Here is an 18,113-nt window from a genome sequence, read left to right as displayed (position 1 = left end):
CCACCGAGATCTACACGTAAGGAGTCGTCGGCAGCGTCAGATGTGTATAAGAGACAGCCCGTACCCCGGGCCTCCCGCCCGGCCCGTCAGGGCAGCAGGACCACGCGCCGTCCATGCAGTTCGCCGCGCTCCACGCGCCGGTGCGCCTGGGCCGCCTCGCTCAGCGGGGCGTACTCCACCGCACGGGGCCGCAGGCCGCCCCGGGCCAGCCGTTCGTCGACCGCCTCCGCCGCCGCGGCCAGCTCGGCGACCGTCGCGTGGGAGATGGCGAAGCCGCGCAGGGAACCGTCCTTCATGTAGAGCGGACCGACCGGCAGGGCTGCCTCGTCCCGGGCACCGGCCAGGAGGACGACGCGGCCCCGGCGGGCGAGGAGGGCGACCGCGGCCCGCAGGTCGTTGCGGCCCGAGGTGTCGACATGGACGTCCACCCCGTCCGGAGCCAGGGCGGCGAGCCGCTCCACGAGGTCCCCGGCGCGGTAGTCCACGACCTCCGCCGCGCCCAGGGAGCGCACGTGGTCGTGGTCGCGGGGCGCGGCCGTGGCCAGGACACGCGCCCCCGCGCACGCCGCCAGCTCCACCAGCGCGCTGCCCACGTTGCCGCCCGCCCCGCCGACCAGGACGGTCTCCCCGTCCCGCAGCCCGCCGTGGGTGAACAGCGCCAGGTACGCGGTGGCGGCGGGATGGAACACGGCCACCGCCTCCTGGGGCCGCACACCGGCGGGCAACCGGTAGAGGCGGCCGGCCGGCACGGCGGCCTGTTCCGCCGCCGCTCCCTGCCGCCCGTCGTGGCCGAGGCTGTTGCACCACACCGTCTCGCCGGCCGCGAACCCCGACCCGGGCGACGCCACCGTGCCCACGAGGTCGCGGCCGACCACGAACGGGAACGGCAGCGGCGTGCGGAAGACCCCCGAGCGCACGAGCGTGTCCACCGGGTCCACCGCCGTGGCCAGCACGTCCACCAGCACCTCACCGGCTCCCGGCACGGGCGGCGGCAGCTCACCCCAGCGGATGACCTCGGGCGGACCCAGCTCTTCGATGTAGGCAGCACGCATGAACGACCATGCTGCCACCGCCGGACGCCCGCCGCGCCTCCGCGCCCCGGGGCGGCGAGCCGGTGTGGCCGCGGCCCGGGCCGTTTGGTTGGCTGGGCCCATGACCGTGATCCGAGTGCTCCTCGTCGACGACGACCCCCTGGTGAGGGCGGGGCTGTCCTTCATGATGGGAGGCGCCGCCGACATCGAGATCGTCGGTGAGGCGGCCGACGGCGGCGAGGCGGAGACGCTGGCCGAACGCACCCGGCCGGACGTCGTCCTCATGGACGTGCGCATGCCGGGCGTGGACGGCCTGACGGCCACGGAACGGCTGCGCGCCCGCCCGAAGGCACCGCAGGTCGTGGTCCTGACCACCTTCCACGCCGACGAGCAGGTGCTGAGGGCGCTGCGCGCCGGCGCCGCCGGCTTCGTCCTCAAGGACACCCCGCCCGCCGAGATCGTCGAGGCGGTGCGCCGGGTGGCGGCCGGCGACCCCGTGCTCTCGCCCACCGTCACGCGCCAGTTGATGCGGCACGCGGCCGGGGCCGCGGGCGACGACCGGCGCTCCCGCGCGCGTGAGCGGGTGGCCGCACTCAACGACCGCGAACGCGAGGTCGCCGTCCGCGTCGGGCAGGGCCTGGCCAACGCCCAGATAGCCGCCGGCCTCTTCATGAGCGTCGCCACCGTCAAGACGCACGTCTCCCGCATCCTCGCCAAACTCGGCCTCAACAACCGTGTGCAGATCGCGCTGCTCGCCCATGACGCCGGACTCCTCGAAGAGGACGCGTCGTAGCTAGGGTCCTGTCGTCACCTTCCCGCCGTCGCCCGGAGGGCGGCGCTGCGGCGTCCGGTGCGCGCTCCGAAGTCCTCGTGACCGGGGCGTACCCGGGGTTTCGTCCGGTGCGGCGAGAGGGCGTGCCGGGCGTCGCGGGCCAGGCGGGAATGTGACGACAGGGGGCCTGGGGGCACTTCGCGCCGCCGCCGGTCGTTGTCCGGGCACGGGGCGCCGGGTGGCGTACGCGCTCCGGAGGGGAGCCGAGATGGCAGACGTGATCGACCTGGCGGAGTACGGCGAGGGGTTCAGGGACGACCCCCACCCCGTCTACGCGCACCTGCGGGAACGGGGCGCGGTCCACCGCGTGCGACTGCCCCCGCCCGAGTCCTACGACACCTGGCTCGTCGTCGGGTACGAGGAGGCGCGTGCCGCCCTCGCCGACCCCCGGCTCGCCAAGGACGTCGCGGGTCTCGACGTGCAGCCCGTCGAGGAGGTGATCGGCAAGCACCTGCTGACAGCGGACCCGCCGCAGCACACGCGGCTGCGCTCCCTGGTCACCCGCGCCTTCACCGCGCGCCGCGTGGAGGCGCTGCGGCCCAGGATCCAGGCGATCACCGACGAACTGCTGGACGCGATGCTGCCGCTGGGGCACGCGGACCTCGTGGAGGCGTTCTCCTACCCGCTGCCGATCACGGTCATCTGCGAACTGCTGGGCGTCCCCGAGATGGACCGGGCCGCGTTCCGGGAGATGTCGAACGAGTTCGTCGCCCCCACCAGCGAGGACGGCTTGGTGCGGTCCGTGGACCGGCTCGCCGCCTACCTCACCGACCTGATCGAGGACAAGCGGTGCGCCGGCCCCGCCGACGACCTGCTCGGCGCGCTGATCCGCACCACCGCGGAGGACGGCGACCGGCTCTCCCCCCAGGAACTGCGCGGCATGGCCTTCCTGCTGCTCATCGCCGGCCACGAGACCACGGTCAACCTCATCACCAACAGCGTCCACACCCTGCTCAGGCACCCGGCGCAACTCGCCGAGGTGCGGGCCGACGCCGGCCTGGTGGACGCCGTCGTCGAGGAGACCCTGCGCTACGAGGGCCCGGTGGAGAACGCCACCTTCCGGTACGCGGCCGAGCCGCTGGAGATCGGCGGCACCGCCATCGCGCGCGGCGAGCCGGTGCTGATCGGCCTCGCCGCGGCCGACCGGGACGCCGCCCGCTATCCGGCCGCGCACCGCTTCGACCTCCACCGCGACACGCAGGGCCACCTCGCCTTCGGCCACGGCATCCACTTCTGCGTGGGCGCGCCCCTGGCCCGGATGGAGGCGCGCACGGCCCTGCGCACGCTGCTGCGGCGCGCGCCCGGCCTGGCCCTCGACGGCCCGCCGGGGGAGTGGCTGCCGGGCATGCTCATCCGGGGCACCCGGAGCCTGCCGGTGCGCTGGTAGCCGGCCGCGGCCGCCCCGGGTCCGCTCACGGCCCGCGCATCCGGCTCCCCGGCCGGGCGCGCGGGCGCCGGGGGCGGGGCGGCGAGCGCACCGCGCGGGCCGGGACCGGGTCGGCAGGCGGGTGAGTGGCCCGCCGGCCGGTCCCGCCGGTCCCGCCGGTCCCGCCGGTCCGGGGGGCCAAGGGGCCGCCCCGGACGTCACCCCTCCCTATGTCCGGACAAACTGACTACACGACTTCCCGTCAACCGGTCGCCGGGCTACGCTCGGGCCGTGCCCAGACCAGATGTGGACCCCACCCTGTCGCTCGCGCTGAGTGTCGACCGGAGTTCCCCCGTGCCGTTGTACTACCAGCTGTCGCAGCAGCTGGAGGCGGCGATCGAACAGGGCGCCCTCACTCCCGGCAGTCTGCTGGGCAACGAGATCGAGCTGGCCGCGCGGCTGGGTCTGTCCCGCCCCACCGTCCGCCAGGCCATCCAGTCGCTCGTCGACAAGGGGCTGCTGGTGCGCCGCCGCGGGGTCGGCACCCAGGTCGTGCACAGCCAGGTCAAACGTCCGCTGGAGCTGAGCAGCCTCTACGACGACCTGGAGGCGGCCGGGCAGCGCCCGACGAGCACGGTCCTGGTGAACGCGGTCGTCCCCGCGTCCGCCGAGGTCGCCGCCGCCCTCGGGGTGACCGAGGGTGCCGACGTGCACCGGGTGGAACGGCTGCGGCTCGCGCACGGCGAGCCGATGGCGTACCTGATCAACCACCTGCCGGCCGGTCTGCTCGACCCGGACACCGCGCACCTGGAGGCGACCGGCCTGTACCGGCTGATGCGCTCCGCCGGGATCACCCTGCACAGCGCCCGTCAGTCCATCGGCGCCCGCGCCGCCACCCCCTGCGAGGCCGAGCGGCTCGGGGAGGCGGAGGGCGCCCCCCTGCTCACGATGCAGCGCACCACCTTCGACGCCACGGGCCGGGCGGTCGAGTTCGGCACGCACACCTACCGTCCGTCCCGCTACTCTTTCGAGTTCCGGCTGCTCGTACGGTCCTGAGCCGGGAGCGGCCCCGGGGCGGGCCGGGACCGAGGCGGGCGCGGCCCCGAGGTACCTCGGAAGAGGCGGGAGCGGGTCCTGGCCGGGGGCGCCGGTCGTCACAATGTCCGGACAACGCGGCCGGTTCACGGTACCCGGTCGTTTGCCTTCACTTGTAGATATCCGATAATGCGATGTTCGGGGCTGATGGGTGTGTCATCGGCCCCGCGCGTACGTTCGAACACAGCTAGAAGGGCACGGCCTCGTGGCACGGTTTCCAACCTGGGTAGGCATCGCCCTCGCAGGGGCACTGTCGCTGTCCCTCGCGGGATGCAGCAGCACCGGCGGCAAGCGGGCGGAGGACGCCCGCAAGGCCGCGGCGGCCCAGGGCAGGGCGGCGGTGAACACGCCCCGCTGGACCTTCGCGATGATCACCCACTCCGGTGACGGCGACACCTTCTGGGACATCGTGCAGAACGGCGCCAAACAGGCCGCCGTCAAGGACAACATCAACTTCCTGTACTCGCACGACGACGAGGCCCAGCAGCAGGCGCAGCTCGTCGACGCGGCGGTGGACAAGAAGGTCGACGGCATCATCGTCACCCTCGCCAAGCCCGACGCCATGAAGGCGGCCGTGGCCCGCGCCGAGAAAGCCGGCATCCCGGTGGTGACGGTGAACTCCGGCTCCGCCGAGTCCAAGGCGTTCGGCGCGCTCACCCACATCGGCCAGGACGAGACCGTCGCCGGCGAGGCCGTCGGCGAGGAACTGGACAAGCGCGGCAGGAAGAAGGTCCTGTGCGTCCTGCACGAGCAGGGCAACGTCGGCCACGAGCAGCGCTGCGCCGGCGTCGCGAAGACCTTCTCGGGCAAGGTCGAGAACCTCTACGTCAACGGCACCAACATGCCCGACGTGCAGTCCGCGATCGGAGCCAAGCTCCAGGCGGACAAGTCCGTCGACGCGGTCGTCACCCTCGGCGCCCCCTACGCGGACACGGCCGTCAAGGCGAAGGGGGACGCGGGCAGCAAGGCCGAGGTCGACACCTTCGACCTGAACGCCAAGGTCGCCGCCGAGCTGAAGGACGGCACCCTCGGCTTCGCCGTCGACCAGCAGCCCTACCTCCAGGGGTACCAGGCCGTCGACCTGCTGTGGCTGTACAAGTACAACAGCGACGTCCTCGGCGGCGGCAAGCCGGTGCTCACCGGCCCGCAGATCGTCACCAAGGACCAGGCCGCCGCCCTGGAGGAGTACACGAAGCGGGGCACCCGATGAGCGCCACCTCGGAGCGGACCGGATCCGGCACCGACGAACGGCTGCTGGGCACCTCCCCGCTGCGGACCCTGCTCTCCCGGCCCGAGCTGGGCTCGGTCGTCGGCGCGATCGCCGTCTTCGTCTTCTTCGCCCTCGCCGCCGACGGGTTCGTGCGCGCCTCCAGCCTCAGCACGGTGCTCTACGCGTCCTCGACGATCGGCATCATGGCCGTCCCCGTCGCCCTGCTGATGATCGGCGGCGAGTTCGACCTGTCCGCGGGCGTGATGGTGACCTCCTCGGCGCTGGTCTCCTCGATGTTCAGCTACCAGATGACGGCGAACGTCTGGGTCGGTGTCGGCGTCTCCCTGCTGGTCACCCTCGCGATCGGCGCGTTCAACGGCTTCATGCTGACCCGCACCAAGCTGCCCAGCTTCATCATCACCCTGGGCACCTTCCTGATGCTGACCGGCATGAACCTCGGCTTCACCAAGCTGATCGACGACACCGTCTCCACCAAGACCATCGGCGACATGGAGGGCTTCCCGGCCGCGCACGCCGTCTTCGCCTCCACGTTCACCGTCGGCGGCGTCGACTTCAAGGTCACCGTCCTGTGGTGGCTCGCCCTGGTCGCCGTCGCCTCCTGGATCCTGCTGCGCACCCGCACCGGCAACTGGATCTTCGCCGTCGGCGGCAACCAGGACGCCGCCCGCGCGGTCGGCGTACCGGTCACCAGGACCAAGATCGGCCTGTACATGGGCGTGGCCCTCGGCGCCTGGATCTCCGGCCAGCACCTGCTCTTCTCCTTCGACGCCGTCCAGTCCGGCGAGGGCGTCGGCAACGAGCTGATCTACATCATCGCCGCCGTCATCGGCGGCTGCCTGATCACCGGCGGCTACGGCAGCGCCGTCGGCTCGGCGGTCGGCGCACTCCTGTTCGGCATGACCAGCAAGGGCATCGTCTTCGCCGAGTGGAACCCCGACTGGTTCAAGTTCTTCCTCGGAGCGATGCTGCTCCTGGCGACCCTGCTCAACGCCTGGGTCCGCAAGCGGGCGGAGGCCACCACATGACCGGCACCACGGCACCTACCCCGCTCGTGGAGCTGTCCGACGTCAGCAAGCACTACGGCACCGTCCGCGCCCTCGAAGGCGTCTCCCTGGAGGTGCACGCCGGCGAGATCACCTGCGTGCTCGGCGACAACGGCGCCGGCAAGTCGACGCTGATCAAGATGATCGCCGGACTGCACCAGCACGACGGCGGCACCCTGCGCATCGCCGGGGAGGAGACACGGCTCGCCTCCCCGCGCGAGGCCCTGGACCGCGGCATCGCGACCGTCTACCAGGACCTGGCCGTCGTGGGCCTGATGCCGGTGTGGCGGAACTTCTTCCTCGGCTCCGAACCCAGGAAGGGCGCCGGCCCCTTCAAACGCCTGGACGTCGACCTCATGCGCCGCACCACCCGGGAGGCACTGCTGCGCATGGGCATCGATCTGAGGGACGTCGACCAGCCCATCGGCACCCTCTCGGGCGGCGAACGCCAGTGCGTGGCCATCGCCCGCGCGGTCCACTTCGGCGCCAAGGTCCTCGTCCTCGACGAGCCGACGGCGGCGCTCGGCGTCAAGCAGTCGGGCGTGGTGCTGAAATATGTGGCCGCGGCACGCGACGAGGGTCTGGGCGTCGTGTTGATCACCCACAACCCGCACCACGCGTACCTGGTGGGGGACAGGTTCGTGCTCCTCAAGAGGGGCGCGATGGTGGCACATCACACACGTGAGGAGACCACCCTGGAGGAGCTGACCCGGCAGATGGCCGGCGGCAGCGAACTCGACGACCTCCGCCACGAACTCGAAAAGGCCACCTCCGCACCCGAAAAGGCCACCTCCGCACCCGAAAAGGGCACTTCCTGAAGGGTGCCGGCCGCCGCGCGCGACGTCCTCCCGCGCGCGCGTGCCGCACGCCCGGGGCGCCGGAGCGCAGGGTGCCGATACAGCACCCTTACCGGGCGTGCGGCAGAATCGGGGCCGATGAGCACCTACCGCGACCTCACCGCCCCCATCGGCTCCCGCCGAGCCCCGGTCCTGCGCACCGTGGGCACCCGTGAGCGCCGTTCCCACCTGACGGCGCCCCGTGTCCCGACGGTCGGCATCGACATCGGCGGCACCAAGGTGATGGCGGGCGTCGTCGACGCCGACGGCAACATCCTGGAGAGGCTCCGCACGGAGACCCCGGACAAGTCCAAGAGCCCGAAGGTCGTCGAGGACACCATCGTGGAACTGGTCCTGGACCTGTCCGACCGGCACGACGTGCACGCCGTCGGCATCGGCGCGGCCGGCTGGGTCGACGCCGACCGCAACCGCGTGCTGTTCGCCCCCCACCTGTCCTGGCGCAACGAGCCGCTGCGCGACCGGCTCTCCGAACGCCTGTCGGTGCCCGTCCTGGTCGACAACGACGCCAACGCCGCCGCCTGGGCCGAGTGGCGCTTCGGCGCCGGCCGCGGCGAGGACCACCTCGTCATGATCACGCTCGGCACCGGCATCGGCGGGGCCATCCTGGAGGACGGCCAGGTCAAGCGGGGCAAGTTCGGCGTGGCCGGCGAGTTCGGGCACATGCAGGTCGTGCCCGGCGGCCACCGCTGCCCTTGCGGCAACCGCGGCTGCTGGGAGCAGTACAGCTCCGGGAACGCCCTGGTGCGCGAGGCCCGGGAGCTGGCCGCCGCCGACTCCCCGGTCGCCTACGGCATCATCGAGCACGTCAAGGGCAACATCCCCGACATCACCGGCCCGATGATCACCGAGCTGGCCCGCCAGGGCGACGCCATGTGCGTCGAGCTGCTCCAGGACATCGGCCAGTGGCTCGGCGTCGGCATCGCCAACCTGGCCGCCGCCCTCGACCCGTCCTGCTTCGTCATCGGCGGCGGGGTGTCCGCGGCCGACGACCTGCTCATCGGCCCGGCCCGCGACGCCTTCAAGCGCCAGCTCACCGGCCGCGGCTACCGTCCCGAGGCCCGCATCGTCCGGGCCCAGCTCGGCCCCGAGGCCGGCATGGTCGGCGCCGCCGACCTCGCCCGTCTGGTCGCCCGCCGCTTCCGGCGCGCCAAACGCCGCCGGGTCGAGCGCCACGAGCAGTACGCACAGGCCCGGCGTGCGGCCCGGGAGACGCTGTGACGATGTCCCTGCCCCGCCAGGCGGCGGCACCGGACGAACCGCCGTCCCGGCCGGCCGAGGACCGCCGCCACCGCAACCGCCGCCGGGCCCTGACCCTGCTGATCATCATGCTGCTGATCGGCGTCCCGGCCGGCTACCTGGTCATCTCCGCCGCCCAGAGCCGCGACAGCGGCAAGGACAAGGAAGCCAAGTACGCCGCGACCGGCCTGACCCCCACCTACCCCGCCAAGGTCCAGCGCCGCCTCTACCAGGTGCCGATCCCGCACCCCGCCGACCGGGTGGCCTCCTACGAGACGAACAACTGGAAGACCAGCCGCCTCTACGTCCAGTTCCGGACCACCCAGCCCGGACTCGACACCTTCCTCGAGGCCATGGGCGTCAACCGGAGCGACCTCAAGAAGGGCGACATCACCTTCAGCCGCCGCGACCGCGACGTCACCGGCTGGAACTTCAAGGGCCCCGGCCCCTGGTGGGGCCTCAGCCACAGCCAGGAGAACCCGGCACCCAGCCAGGACGTCATCGTGAACCTGTCCGATCCGGTGCTGCCCATGGTCTACGTCGTCTCCCAGACCGTCCCCTGACCCGCGCCCGGCCCCTGCCGCGGGACCCCCCGGCGGCCGCGCGAGGGCCCCGGCGCCCGGTCCGGAGCCGATTGTCAGACCCCGCCCGTAAAGTCGAAGACGGCTGACTCGACCGACGAGCGGGAGGTGACAGGACGTATGAGCGACATGGCCGTGGCCGGGACGACCTCGGCGGAGGCGAGCGGGACCGGGTGGCCCGTCACCGGGACGAGCGGGACGGGGACGACCGGAGCCGGGCAGGCCGTCTCACTCCGCCTGCCCGCCGTCTTCGTGCCCGCACCGCTGCCGCGCCAGGGCCGCATCGTCCTGTGGGACCCGGAGGCGGAGACACCCGAAGACCCGGCCGACCCGGCCGACCTCACCCCGGCCGCCCCCGGCGCCCCGCCCGTGCGCACGACCCTCACGGTGGTGCGATCGCACGGCGCCGCCGCCCGCCGCCGGACCGCCCCCGCCCTGTCCCTGCCGCTCGACGTCGCCCTGCCCCACCTCGTGCGCGCCCGCCACGACCCCGCCGCCCACCCCGCCACGGCCTGCTGGGGCGCCGCCGCCCTGCACGCGCTGCGGCTCACCGCGCGCGGGCGCCTGCTGCCCGGCCTGACCGCCAGCGGACACGACGCCTGGCGGGCGGGCCCGCTCGACCCCGACGACCTCGCCCACCTGCGCGCCATCGCCGCCGCCCTGCCCCACGAGGGCCACGCCGTGCCGCTGCCCGGTCCCGGCCCGCTCCGGCTGCCGCAGCCCGAGGCACTCCTGCGCGCCTTCCTCGACGCCGTCGCCGACACCCTGCCCCGCACCCCCGCCGCACCGCACACCGCGGGCAGGCCCTTCGCGCACCGCGCGGCCCAGCACCTCCCCGCCGCCCACGACTGGGCCGCCGAGGTCGCCGCGGGCATGGACGCCGGTGTGCGGATCTCGCTGCGCCTGGACCTGGCCGCCCACGACCTCTTCGACGCAGGCCCGGCGGGCGGCGCGGACGACACGGAGCCGGCCCGCCGCGCCGGCGCGGCGATCGTCCAGGTGCACAGCCTCGCCGACCCCACCCTCGTCGCCGACGCGGCGGCCCTGTGGGCGGGTGAGGCCGACACGGCGTTCGGCCCCCGCGCACGCGTGGACGCCGCCCTGGCCGTGCGCCGCGCGGCCCGCGTCTGGCCGCCGCTGGACCGGCTCGGCGAACAGGACGTGCCCGACGTCCTGGCCCTGTCCGAGCCGGAGGTGAGCGACCTGCTCGGAGTGGCCGCGACCCGGCTCGCTGCGGCCGGCGTCGCCGTGCACTGGCCTCGCGACCTGGCGCACGACCTCACCGCGACCGCCGTCGTGCGGCCCGCGCCCGGCTCCGCCACCGACGGCACCGGCTTCTTCGAGAGCGAGGAACTGCTGCGGTTCCGCTGGCAGCTCGCGCTCGGCGGCGACCCGCTCACCGAGGCCGAGATGGACACCCTCGCCGAAGCCCACCGCCCGGTGGTCCGGCTGAGGGACCGCTGGGTCCTCGTCGACCCCGGCCTGGTCCGCAGGGCCCGCAAGCGCGACCTGGGCCTGCTCGACCCGGTCGACGCGCTCTCCGTCGCCCTCACCGGCACCGCCGAGGTCGACGGCGAGACCGTCGAGGCCGTGCCGGTCGGAGCCCTCGCCGCGCTGCGGGACCGCATCACCGCAGGCGTACGCCCCGCCGAGCCGCCCCCGGGCCTCCGGGCCACCCTGCGCGACTACCAGCTGCGCGGCCTCGCCTGGCTCGACCTCATGACCTCCCTCGGTCTCGGCGGCTGCCTCGCCGACGACATGGGCCTCGGCAAGACGGTCACCCTCATCGCCCTGCACCTCAAGCGGGACCACCGCGCGCCCACGCTGGTGGTCTGCCCGGCCTCTCTGCTGGGCAACTGGCAGCGGGAGATCACCCGGTTCGCACCCGGCGTGCCCGTCCGCCGGTTCCACGGCCCCGACCGCACCCTGGACGGCCTCGAAAGCGGCTTCGTCCTCACCACGTACGGCACCATGCGCTCGGCCGCGCCCCTGCTCGCCGGCCGGCCCTGGGGCATGGTCGTCGCCGATGAGGCGCAGCACGTGAAGAATCCCCACTCCGCGACCGCCAAGGCCCTGCGCACCATCCCCGCGCCCGCCCGGGTCGCCCTGACCGGCACCCCCGTGGAGAACAACCTCTCCGAACTCTGGGCCCTCCTCGACTGGACCACCCCCGGCCTCCTCGGTCCCCTCACGTCCTTCCGCGCCCGCCACGCCCGCGCGGTGGAGAACGGCGAGGACGACCAGGCCGTGGAACGGCTCGCCCGCCTGGTGCGCCCGTTCCTGCTGCGCCGCAGGAAGTCCGACCCCGGCATCGTCCCCGAGCTGCCGCCCAAGACCGAGACGGACCACCCGGTCCCGCTCACCCGCGAGCAGGCCGCGCTGTACGAGGCGGTGGTGCGCGAGTCCCTGCTCGCCATCGAGACCGCCGACGGCATCGCCCGCCGCGGCCTGGTCCTCAAGCTGCTGACCTCGCTCAAGCAGATCTGCGATCACCCGGCCCTCTACCTGAAGGACGGCACACACCCGGGCGGCGGCGACCGCCTGGCGGCCCGCTCGGGCAAACTCGCGCTGCTCGACGAGCTGCTGGACACCGTGCTCGCGGAGGACGGCTCCGCCCTGGTCTTCACCCAGTACGTCGGCATGGCCCGCCTGATCACCGCCCACCTCGCCGCCCGCGCGGTCCCCGTCGACCTCCTCCACGGCGGCACCCCGGTCCCCGAGCGCGAACGCATGGTGGACCGCTTCCAGGAAGGCGCCACCCCGGTCCTCGTCCTCTCCCTGAAGGCGGCGGGCACCGGCCTCAACCTCACGCGCGCGGGCCACGTCGTCCACTTCGACCGCTGGTGGAACCCGGCGGTCGAGGAGCAGGCCACCGACCGCGCCTACCGCATCGGCCAGACCCAGCCCGTCCAGGTCCACCGCCTGATCACCGAGGGCACCGTCGAGGACCGTATCGCCGAGATGCTCGCCGCCAAGCGCGCCCTGGCCGAGGCGGTCCTCGGTTCCGGCGAGTCCGCCCTCACCGAACTGTCCGACCGGGAACTGTCCGACCTGGTGTCGTTGAGGAGGGGAGCCTGATGAGCGCGGCGGAGCAGACGGACGCGGCCCAGCGGACCGAGTGGCCGCAGCCGGCCGGGGCCGAGCAGCCCGGTCCTCTTCAGCCGGCCGGGGCCGAGCAGACCGATTCTCCTCAGTCAGCGGGGGCGGACGCCATCGGGCCCGTGCGAGAGGACGGCGCGGACGGCCGTGGGGAGCCGACGCCGGTGACCAGCGGCAGCGCCCCCGGCGCCGATGAGTGGGCCGCCGCACCGGCCCCCACCGTGCGGACGCCGGCCGCCCGTTCCCAGCCGCCCCGCCCCGGCGACGCGGCCCGCGAGGCGCTGCGGGCGGCACGGGGACACCGGCCGACGACGGACGCACCGGCCGCCGGCACTCCCACGCCGAAGACGGCTGTGCGGCCGGCTGCGAAGGAGCGGACGGCGTCGGACGAGGAGCGGGAGAGGGAGAGGGAACAGCCACCTCGCCCGGGTGACGCGGCGCGCGCGGCCCTGCGGCGTACGGCGCCGCCGGGCCCGCAACAGCAGCCCGCCCCTGCCGCCACGCAGGCGTCCACCACGCAGGCGTCCGCCACCCCGGCGGCCGTCACCCCGGACCCTGCACCGGTGAGCACCGCCGCACCGCGGCCCGCCGACGTGGCGCGCGAGGCCCTGCGCGCCGCCCGAGCCCGCAGCGGCGGCGGCAGCGGCACGGAGGGGGAAGAGGACCGGCCCGCGCCGACCGGGGGAGCGGCGGAACCACCCCGCCCCCGTTCCGCCCGCGCACCTCGGGGCGCGCGAGAGGCCCGCGCGTCGGAACGCTCCCCGGCACCGATCAGCGCGCCCCGTGGTTCCGTGCGCCAGACCGGCGGACCGGCGGGGCGCGGCAGCAGGGTCGGCGACGGCTCCGGCGCCCCCGTCCGCACCGTGGCGGAACTCCTCGGGCGATCCTTCCGGATGCCGCCGGGAGTGCGGACGACGGACGAGACGCCCGACGCGAACACCGAAGCGGCGAGCGAGGAAGCGACCCGCCCCAGGCCGGACGACCTCGCGACGGGTGAGCCCGGAGAGTCTCTCCCCACCACCCCGGAACGGACCCCGAGACCCACAGCACCCACCGCCACCGGCCCCGACGCGCAGCCCGACGCAAAGACCGGCGCCGGGACCGGCATGGAGACGCACGGGGAGGTTCGTCAGAGGCCCGGCAGGGAAGAGCACGCGGAAACGGGCGGGGAGACCCGTCCCGGGCCCGACATCCAGTCCGACGCGGAGACCGGCGCCGGGACCGGCACGGACACGCACGGGGAGGCCCGTTCCCATACCGGCACGGAGACCGGCCCAGGCACCGGCCCGGCAACGCGCGCAGGCACCGGCACGGCGATCCGCGCCGGGACCGGTACGGAGACCAGCCCGGCCACCGGCACGGAAACCCGCGCCGGGACCGGTGCCACCACGCCCCCGGCCCCCGCCCCCGCCCCAGCTCCCGCGTCCGCCGCCCTGCGCGTCCCCGGCAGCATGGCCTCGCCCCGCCGCGACGGGGAACTCCGGCGCACCTTCCCCGCGCTCCCGGCCCCCGCCCCGGGGGACTCCGGCTCCGCCGGGACCTGGTGGGGTGAGGCGTGGACCACCGCCCTGGAGGACGGCGCGCTGGACGCGGCGCGGCTGGCACGGGGGCGCGCCTACGCGCGGACGGGGCACGTCGACGCGATCACCGTGACGCCCGGCCTCGTGCTGGCGTACGTGCAGGGCAGCCGTCCGCGTCCGTACCGGGTCCAGGTGCGGCTGCGGACGCTGGACGACGCGGAATGGGACCGCTTCCTGAACGCCGCCGCCGAGCAGCCCGCCCACATCGCCGCGCTCCTCGACAAGGAGATGCCGCAGTCCCTGACCGGGTGCGGGGTCCCGCTGCTCCCCGGCCCGCACGACTTGGAGGCCCGCTGCTCCTGCCCCGACCGCGGACATCCCTGCAAGCACGGGGCGGCCCTGTGCTACCAGACGGCGCGGCTGCTGGACGCCGACCCGTTCGTCCTGCTGCTGCTCCGCGGCCGGGGCGAGCGGGAACTGCTGGACGCGCTGTCCCGGCGCAGCGCGGCCCGCGCCGCGAGGGCCGCCCAGGAGCGCGAGCCGGAACCGCTCCCCGGCGTGCGCGCCGCCGACGCCCTCGCGCGCCGCCCGCAGCCGCTCCCCGCCCCGCTGCCGCCCCCGGCGCACCCCGAGCAGCCCCCGGTGTACCCGGCGGCCCCCGGCGGCCCGGACCCGTTCGCGCTGGATCAGTTGGCTACCGACGCGGCCGTACGTGCCCACGCCCTGCTCACCACGGGCCGTGACCCCGTAGGCGGGCTGACGCTGTGGCAGGACGCGGTACGCCTGGCCGCGGCCCGTCCCGGCTCGGGCCTGACCGCCGCCACCCGTTCCCTGTACGCCGCGCTCGCCTCCGCGACCGGACGCACCGCGGCGGAGCTGGCCCGCGCGGTGGCCGCCTGGCGGCAGGGGGGTGCGGAAGGGCTCGCCGTCCTGGAGGAGCCCTGGGACCCGCCGGCCGGCCGGTTCGACCGGGCCCGCCCTCTGCTCCTCGCCGCCGACCTGCCCGCCTTCCGCCCCTGGCGCAACCGTCTCACCCACCCCGCCGGGCGGCTCCAGCTCCGCCTGGGCAAGGACCACCTCTGGTACGCCTACGAGTCCGAACCCGGCCGCGACGACTGGTGGCCCCGCGGCACCCCGGACCTGGACCCGGTAGGCGCCCTGACCGGCCTGGACACGCCCGGGGACACCTGAGCACCGCACCGTCCCCGGCGCGCCTCGAGTGTGGGATGCGCGGGTGATACGGCGAGGCACGCCGGGTCCCGCTCGGACGGGACTCTACGCGGAGCTGTGAGGGCGACGACGCCGCACCGGGACGCTCCGGTCGCGGCTTCGTCGTGAGTCGACTGCGCCGGCGCGCACGATGCGGTTGCCACCTCATGCGGCCCGTGTCCCTGTGACGCTTCTGAGGTGCACCGCAGGCGTTCCGTCTCCGGGGCCGCCGTCCGGCCGAGGCACCACCACGACATGCCGGTCGCCGGATACACGGCAACCACCGCCGCCTACGGGCACCGGGTCCACGCAGCGGAGCTGCCTGACGTCGTCGCGCGCGCACCGGAACAGGTGGTGGCATCTGTTCCGCAGGCCGTGCCCCGGCTCGGTCCGGCACGGCCCCTCACGTGGATCTCCGGCCCTTCGGCCGCCAGTGACATGGAACTCGACCGCCTCGAAGGTGTGCACGGGCCTCGCAGGCCGGAAGTCATTTTGCTGAGGCCGCCGTTGGCCACCTGGGGCCGACTCCGGCCGGCGTGCAGACGGCGGGGATGCCGGTCGCCCGCCCGCGCGCGGCCGTTCGGCGAGTATGCCCCCGTGGGACCGGCGTCACCTCCCGCTCGCCGGCCACGTACCGGCGGGCGAACCACTTGCTCGCTCGGCGTGGCTCGACCGCCTCGCCCAACCGACAGCCGCTGCCCGGTTCTCCGGCGGTGCCGGCCGGCGGTACGTCAGGTGAGGCGAGACACCGCGGGACGTCGGTGCCTCGCCTCAGCAGTCAGGGGAGGGCGTTACCCCGCGGCCAGCGGCGTGAGGGCGACCTGGTCGATCACCGGTGGGTAGGGGGAGCGCTGGCCGTACTGGTTGTAGGTGCCGCCGTCGAAGTCCGGCAGTTCCTCCGCCGTGAAGGTCAGGCGGTTCGTGCCCTCCTTGAGGGTGACCGGGACGGTCAGCTCCCAGAAGTTGTCGAAGTGGAAGGTGGCCGGGAACAGGATGCGGCGGGGCCGCGCCTCCATTGACGGACAGGTCCGCGTGCCGCGCGACGGGGTCGGGGTTGTAGTGGGTGGCGGGTGCCTGCTCGGCGTCGGAGCAGCGGATGGTCAGCGCGTACCGGCCCGGCTTGGCGGCCGTCACGCCGAGGATCAGGGCGTTGGCCTTTCCGCCGCCGATGTTCGTGACGGCCTCGCCGCCGTCGGCGAAGCCGTAGGCGTCGGTCGCCCGGGCGGCACCGGAGAGGGAGCCGTTCTCGGCCTGGTGGACGGTGGGCTTCAGCGCACCGCGTGACGGGGTGACCCGCAGCCGGTCGAGGATCAGTGCGTCTGACATGCCCGTCACGGTGATCTTGTTGATGCCGCCGGGGAGGAACAGCTTGACCTTGTTCGTGCCCTTCTTGCCGCCGCCGAGAAGCGGCAGCTGGAGCTTCTCACCGTTGAGGGACAGGCTTGCCCTGCGCCGCCCAGGTGGTCGACGAGGACAGTGGATCCCCCGCCAGCCGCGGAGTGGACCCAGAAGGTCGCGCAGGCGCCGTCGGCCAGCGTCACCGTGCCGGGTCCGAAGACGCCGGAGCGGGTCTACGACTCCCTCCCGCTGGTGCTCACCAGTCAGGACGGCAGCCACTGGATGAGGACGGACAGTTCGGCAATGGGCACCGGCACGATCACTGCCGCGACTGTCGACTCGGCAGGCCACCCGGTCCTGGTGGGCTCGGCCCCCCGGCCCAAGTCCGACCCGAACACCCGCACAACGCTGTGCGGATCAGTGGAGAAGGCTGAGCGAAGCCGAGCCGGGGCCGCGACCCGTTGTCGTACCCCTGCGGTGAGCTGCACGACACCGACGACCGCACCTGGACAGAAGTCTGTTGGGGGGTGACTGGAACGGAGCTTGCGGATGCTCCCCCCACACCCCCCACGCCGTGCGCCCGGAACCTGATACGCAGCCGTCACTTCAAGAACGTCATCAACGACGACCTTCGGGACACCGACACACCGACGAAAGGTGTCCGGGCCGAGTTTGCGCACGGTTGGAGACGACGCACTTGGGGCAGCGCTGCTCAATGCTCCTTGCCCCAGGCGCGGTTCGCGGGTGGTTCGGGCAGCCAGTCGCGAGCCGGGTCGTACTCCAGCCAACGGCGTTGACCCGCTTCGGCGGCGCAGACGGCGGTGAGGTCGCTCAGTCCCGGGTGTGCGTTGCCGGTGCGCCACAGCAGCGACCAGGCGTACAGCGGTGTGGGGTTGACCAGCGGGACGGAGCGCAGCCCCGGGATCCGCGGCAGGGGCGCGTCGGCGGGCAGCAGCGAGAAGCCTCGCGGGTCTTGCGCCACCTCGGCGAGGAAGTGGGGGAGGCCCAGGTTGACACTCGTGGCCGTGTCTCGGATGTCGAATCGGCCGGCGAACCGGTGCAGGAAGTCGAGCCGGTCCAGTTCGCCGGGTGCCCACAGCACGCTGTCGCTCAACTGGGCGGGCCGCAGTGCTGGTTCGGCGGCGAGCGGATGGTCCGTACTCAGTACGGCGTCCACCGGTTCGAGGCGGACGAGGCGGTGTGCAAGACCGGAGGGCAGCGGGGGGTGGACCCGGCCGAAGGCCGCGTCGATGTCGCCGTGCAGCAGTGCCGTCGTCACCGACGGCAGGTCGCGTCCGTGCCCCAGCGCCAGGTCCCCGGCCTTTCCGGCGACCTGGGCCAGTGTCCGCATCGGTGCGTAGAGGTGTCCCCAGACATCGACGCGCAGTGGACGGTGCTTGCCGACCGCCGCCGCGACCGCGGCGTCGGCGGCGGCCAGGGTCTGCCGGGCCGGCGGGAGGAAACGCTGTCCGGCCTCGGTGAGGCGTATTCCGTTGCCGCCGCGCTGGAACAGTTCGGTGCCGAGCAGGGATTCCAGCCTCGCGATCCTCTTGGACAGCGCCTGCTGGGAGATGGCGAGCGTTCCCGCCGCTCGCCCGAAATGCAGTTCCTCGGCGGCTCGCACGAAGGCGCGTACCTGTGGCACGTCGAGATCCATGGCTCCCACCATAGGCGA

At 74.0% G+C, this 18,113-nt stretch carries 13 protein-coding genes and 1 pseudogene; 11 read left to right on the top strand and 3 right to left on the bottom strand.

The window, feature by feature from the left end:
* Positions 1-86: 86 nt before the first annotated feature.
* Positions 87-1,052, bottom strand: coding sequence for an NADPH:quinone reductase (locus IG64_RS29005; RefSeq protein WP_037861517.1), 966 nt, complete (start codon positions 1,050-1,052; stop codon positions 87-89).
* Between the two features lie 100 nt (positions 1,053-1,152).
* Here IG64_RS29005 and IG64_RS29000 point away from each other — a divergent pair, with 100 nt between their 5' ends.
* From IG64_RS29000 to IG64_RS42490, 11 genes and pseudogenes are all read left to right on the top strand, one after another.
* On the top strand, positions 1,153-1,824 hold the full coding sequence (locus IG64_RS29000; protein WP_037861516.1) for a response regulator: 672 nt from the start codon (positions 1,153-1,155) through the stop codon (positions 1,822-1,824).
* A gap of 247 nt (positions 1,825-2,071) precedes the next feature.
* Positions 2,072-3,250, top strand: coding sequence for a cytochrome P450 family protein (locus IG64_RS28995; RefSeq protein ID WP_037861515.1), 1,179 nt, complete (start codon positions 2,072-2,074; stop codon positions 3,248-3,250).
* A 297-nt stretch (positions 3,251-3,547) separates the two neighbouring features.
* Entirely contained in the window at positions 3,548-4,285 is a 738-nt protein-coding gene (locus IG64_RS28990) for a GntR family transcriptional regulator (RefSeq protein ID WP_107474387.1), read from the top strand.
* A gap of 244 nt (positions 4,286-4,529) precedes the next feature.
* On the top strand, positions 4,530-5,534 hold the full coding sequence (locus IG64_RS28985) for a sugar ABC transporter substrate-binding protein (RefSeq protein ID WP_037861512.1): 1,005 nt from the start codon (positions 4,530-4,532) through the stop codon (positions 5,532-5,534).
* Positions 5,531-6,580 (top strand): ABC transporter permease, encoded by a 1,050-nt coding sequence (locus IG64_RS28980; protein WP_037861510.1) that lies wholly within the window; start codon positions 5,531-5,533, stop codon positions 6,578-6,580. The genes IG64_RS28985 and IG64_RS28980 overlap by 4 nt, the downstream gene beginning before the upstream one ends.
* Entirely contained in the window at positions 6,577-7,416 is an 840-nt protein-coding gene (locus IG64_RS28975; RefSeq protein WP_051813434.1) for an ATP-binding cassette domain-containing protein, read from the top strand. Before IG64_RS28980 ends, IG64_RS28975 begins: the two co-directional genes overlap by 4 nt.
* Positions 7,417-7,533: 117 nt before the next feature.
* Entirely contained in the window at positions 7,534-8,673 is a 1,140-nt protein-coding gene (locus IG64_RS28970; RefSeq protein WP_037861508.1) for an ROK family glucokinase, read from the top strand.
* Positions 8,670-9,254, top strand: coding sequence for a hypothetical protein (locus IG64_RS28965; protein ID WP_037861506.1), 585 nt, complete (start codon positions 8,670-8,672; stop codon positions 9,252-9,254). Before IG64_RS28970 ends, IG64_RS28965 begins: the two co-directional genes overlap by 4 nt.
* A 138-nt stretch (positions 9,255-9,392) precedes the next feature.
* The gene (locus tag IG64_RS28960) at positions 9,393-12,350 is read left to right on the top strand and encodes a DEAD/DEAH box helicase (protein ID WP_037861504.1); all 2,958 of its coding nucleotides are present in this window, start codon (positions 9,393-9,395) and stop codon (positions 12,348-12,350) included.
* Positions 12,350-15,082 (top strand): SWIM zinc finger family protein, encoded by a 2,733-nt coding sequence (locus tag IG64_RS28955; protein ID WP_420710002.1) that lies wholly within the window; start codon positions 12,350-12,352, stop codon positions 15,080-15,082. Before IG64_RS28960 ends, IG64_RS28955 begins: the two co-directional genes overlap by 1 nt.
* Before the next feature lie 348 nt (positions 15,083-15,430).
* Positions 15,431-15,598, top strand: a pseudogene (locus IG64_RS42490) (lactate utilization protein C); the annotation flags it as partial.
* Positions 15,599-15,891: 293 nt separating this feature from the next.
* Here the strand turns inward: IG64_RS42490 and IG64_RS43120 are convergent.
* Positions 15,892-16,116, bottom strand: a complete 225-nt coding sequence (locus tag IG64_RS43120; RefSeq protein ID WP_037861502.1) for a hypothetical protein — start codon at positions 16,114-16,116, stop codon at positions 15,892-15,894.
* A gap of 1,034 nt (positions 16,117-17,150) precedes the next feature.
* Positions 17,151-18,095: a LysR family transcriptional regulator gene (locus tag IG64_RS28945; RefSeq protein WP_037861500.1), complete on the bottom strand. Its 945-nt coding sequence runs from the start codon at positions 18,093-18,095 to the stop codon at positions 17,151-17,153.
* Between the last annotated feature and the right edge of the window lie 18 nt (positions 18,096-18,113).

It is taken from the genome of Streptomyces sp. NRRL S-340, assembly GCF_000720185.1.
GTDB lineage: Bacteria > Actinomycetota > Actinomycetes > Streptomycetales > Streptomycetaceae > Streptomyces.
This window is presented reverse-complemented; position numbering and strand designations above follow the sequence as displayed.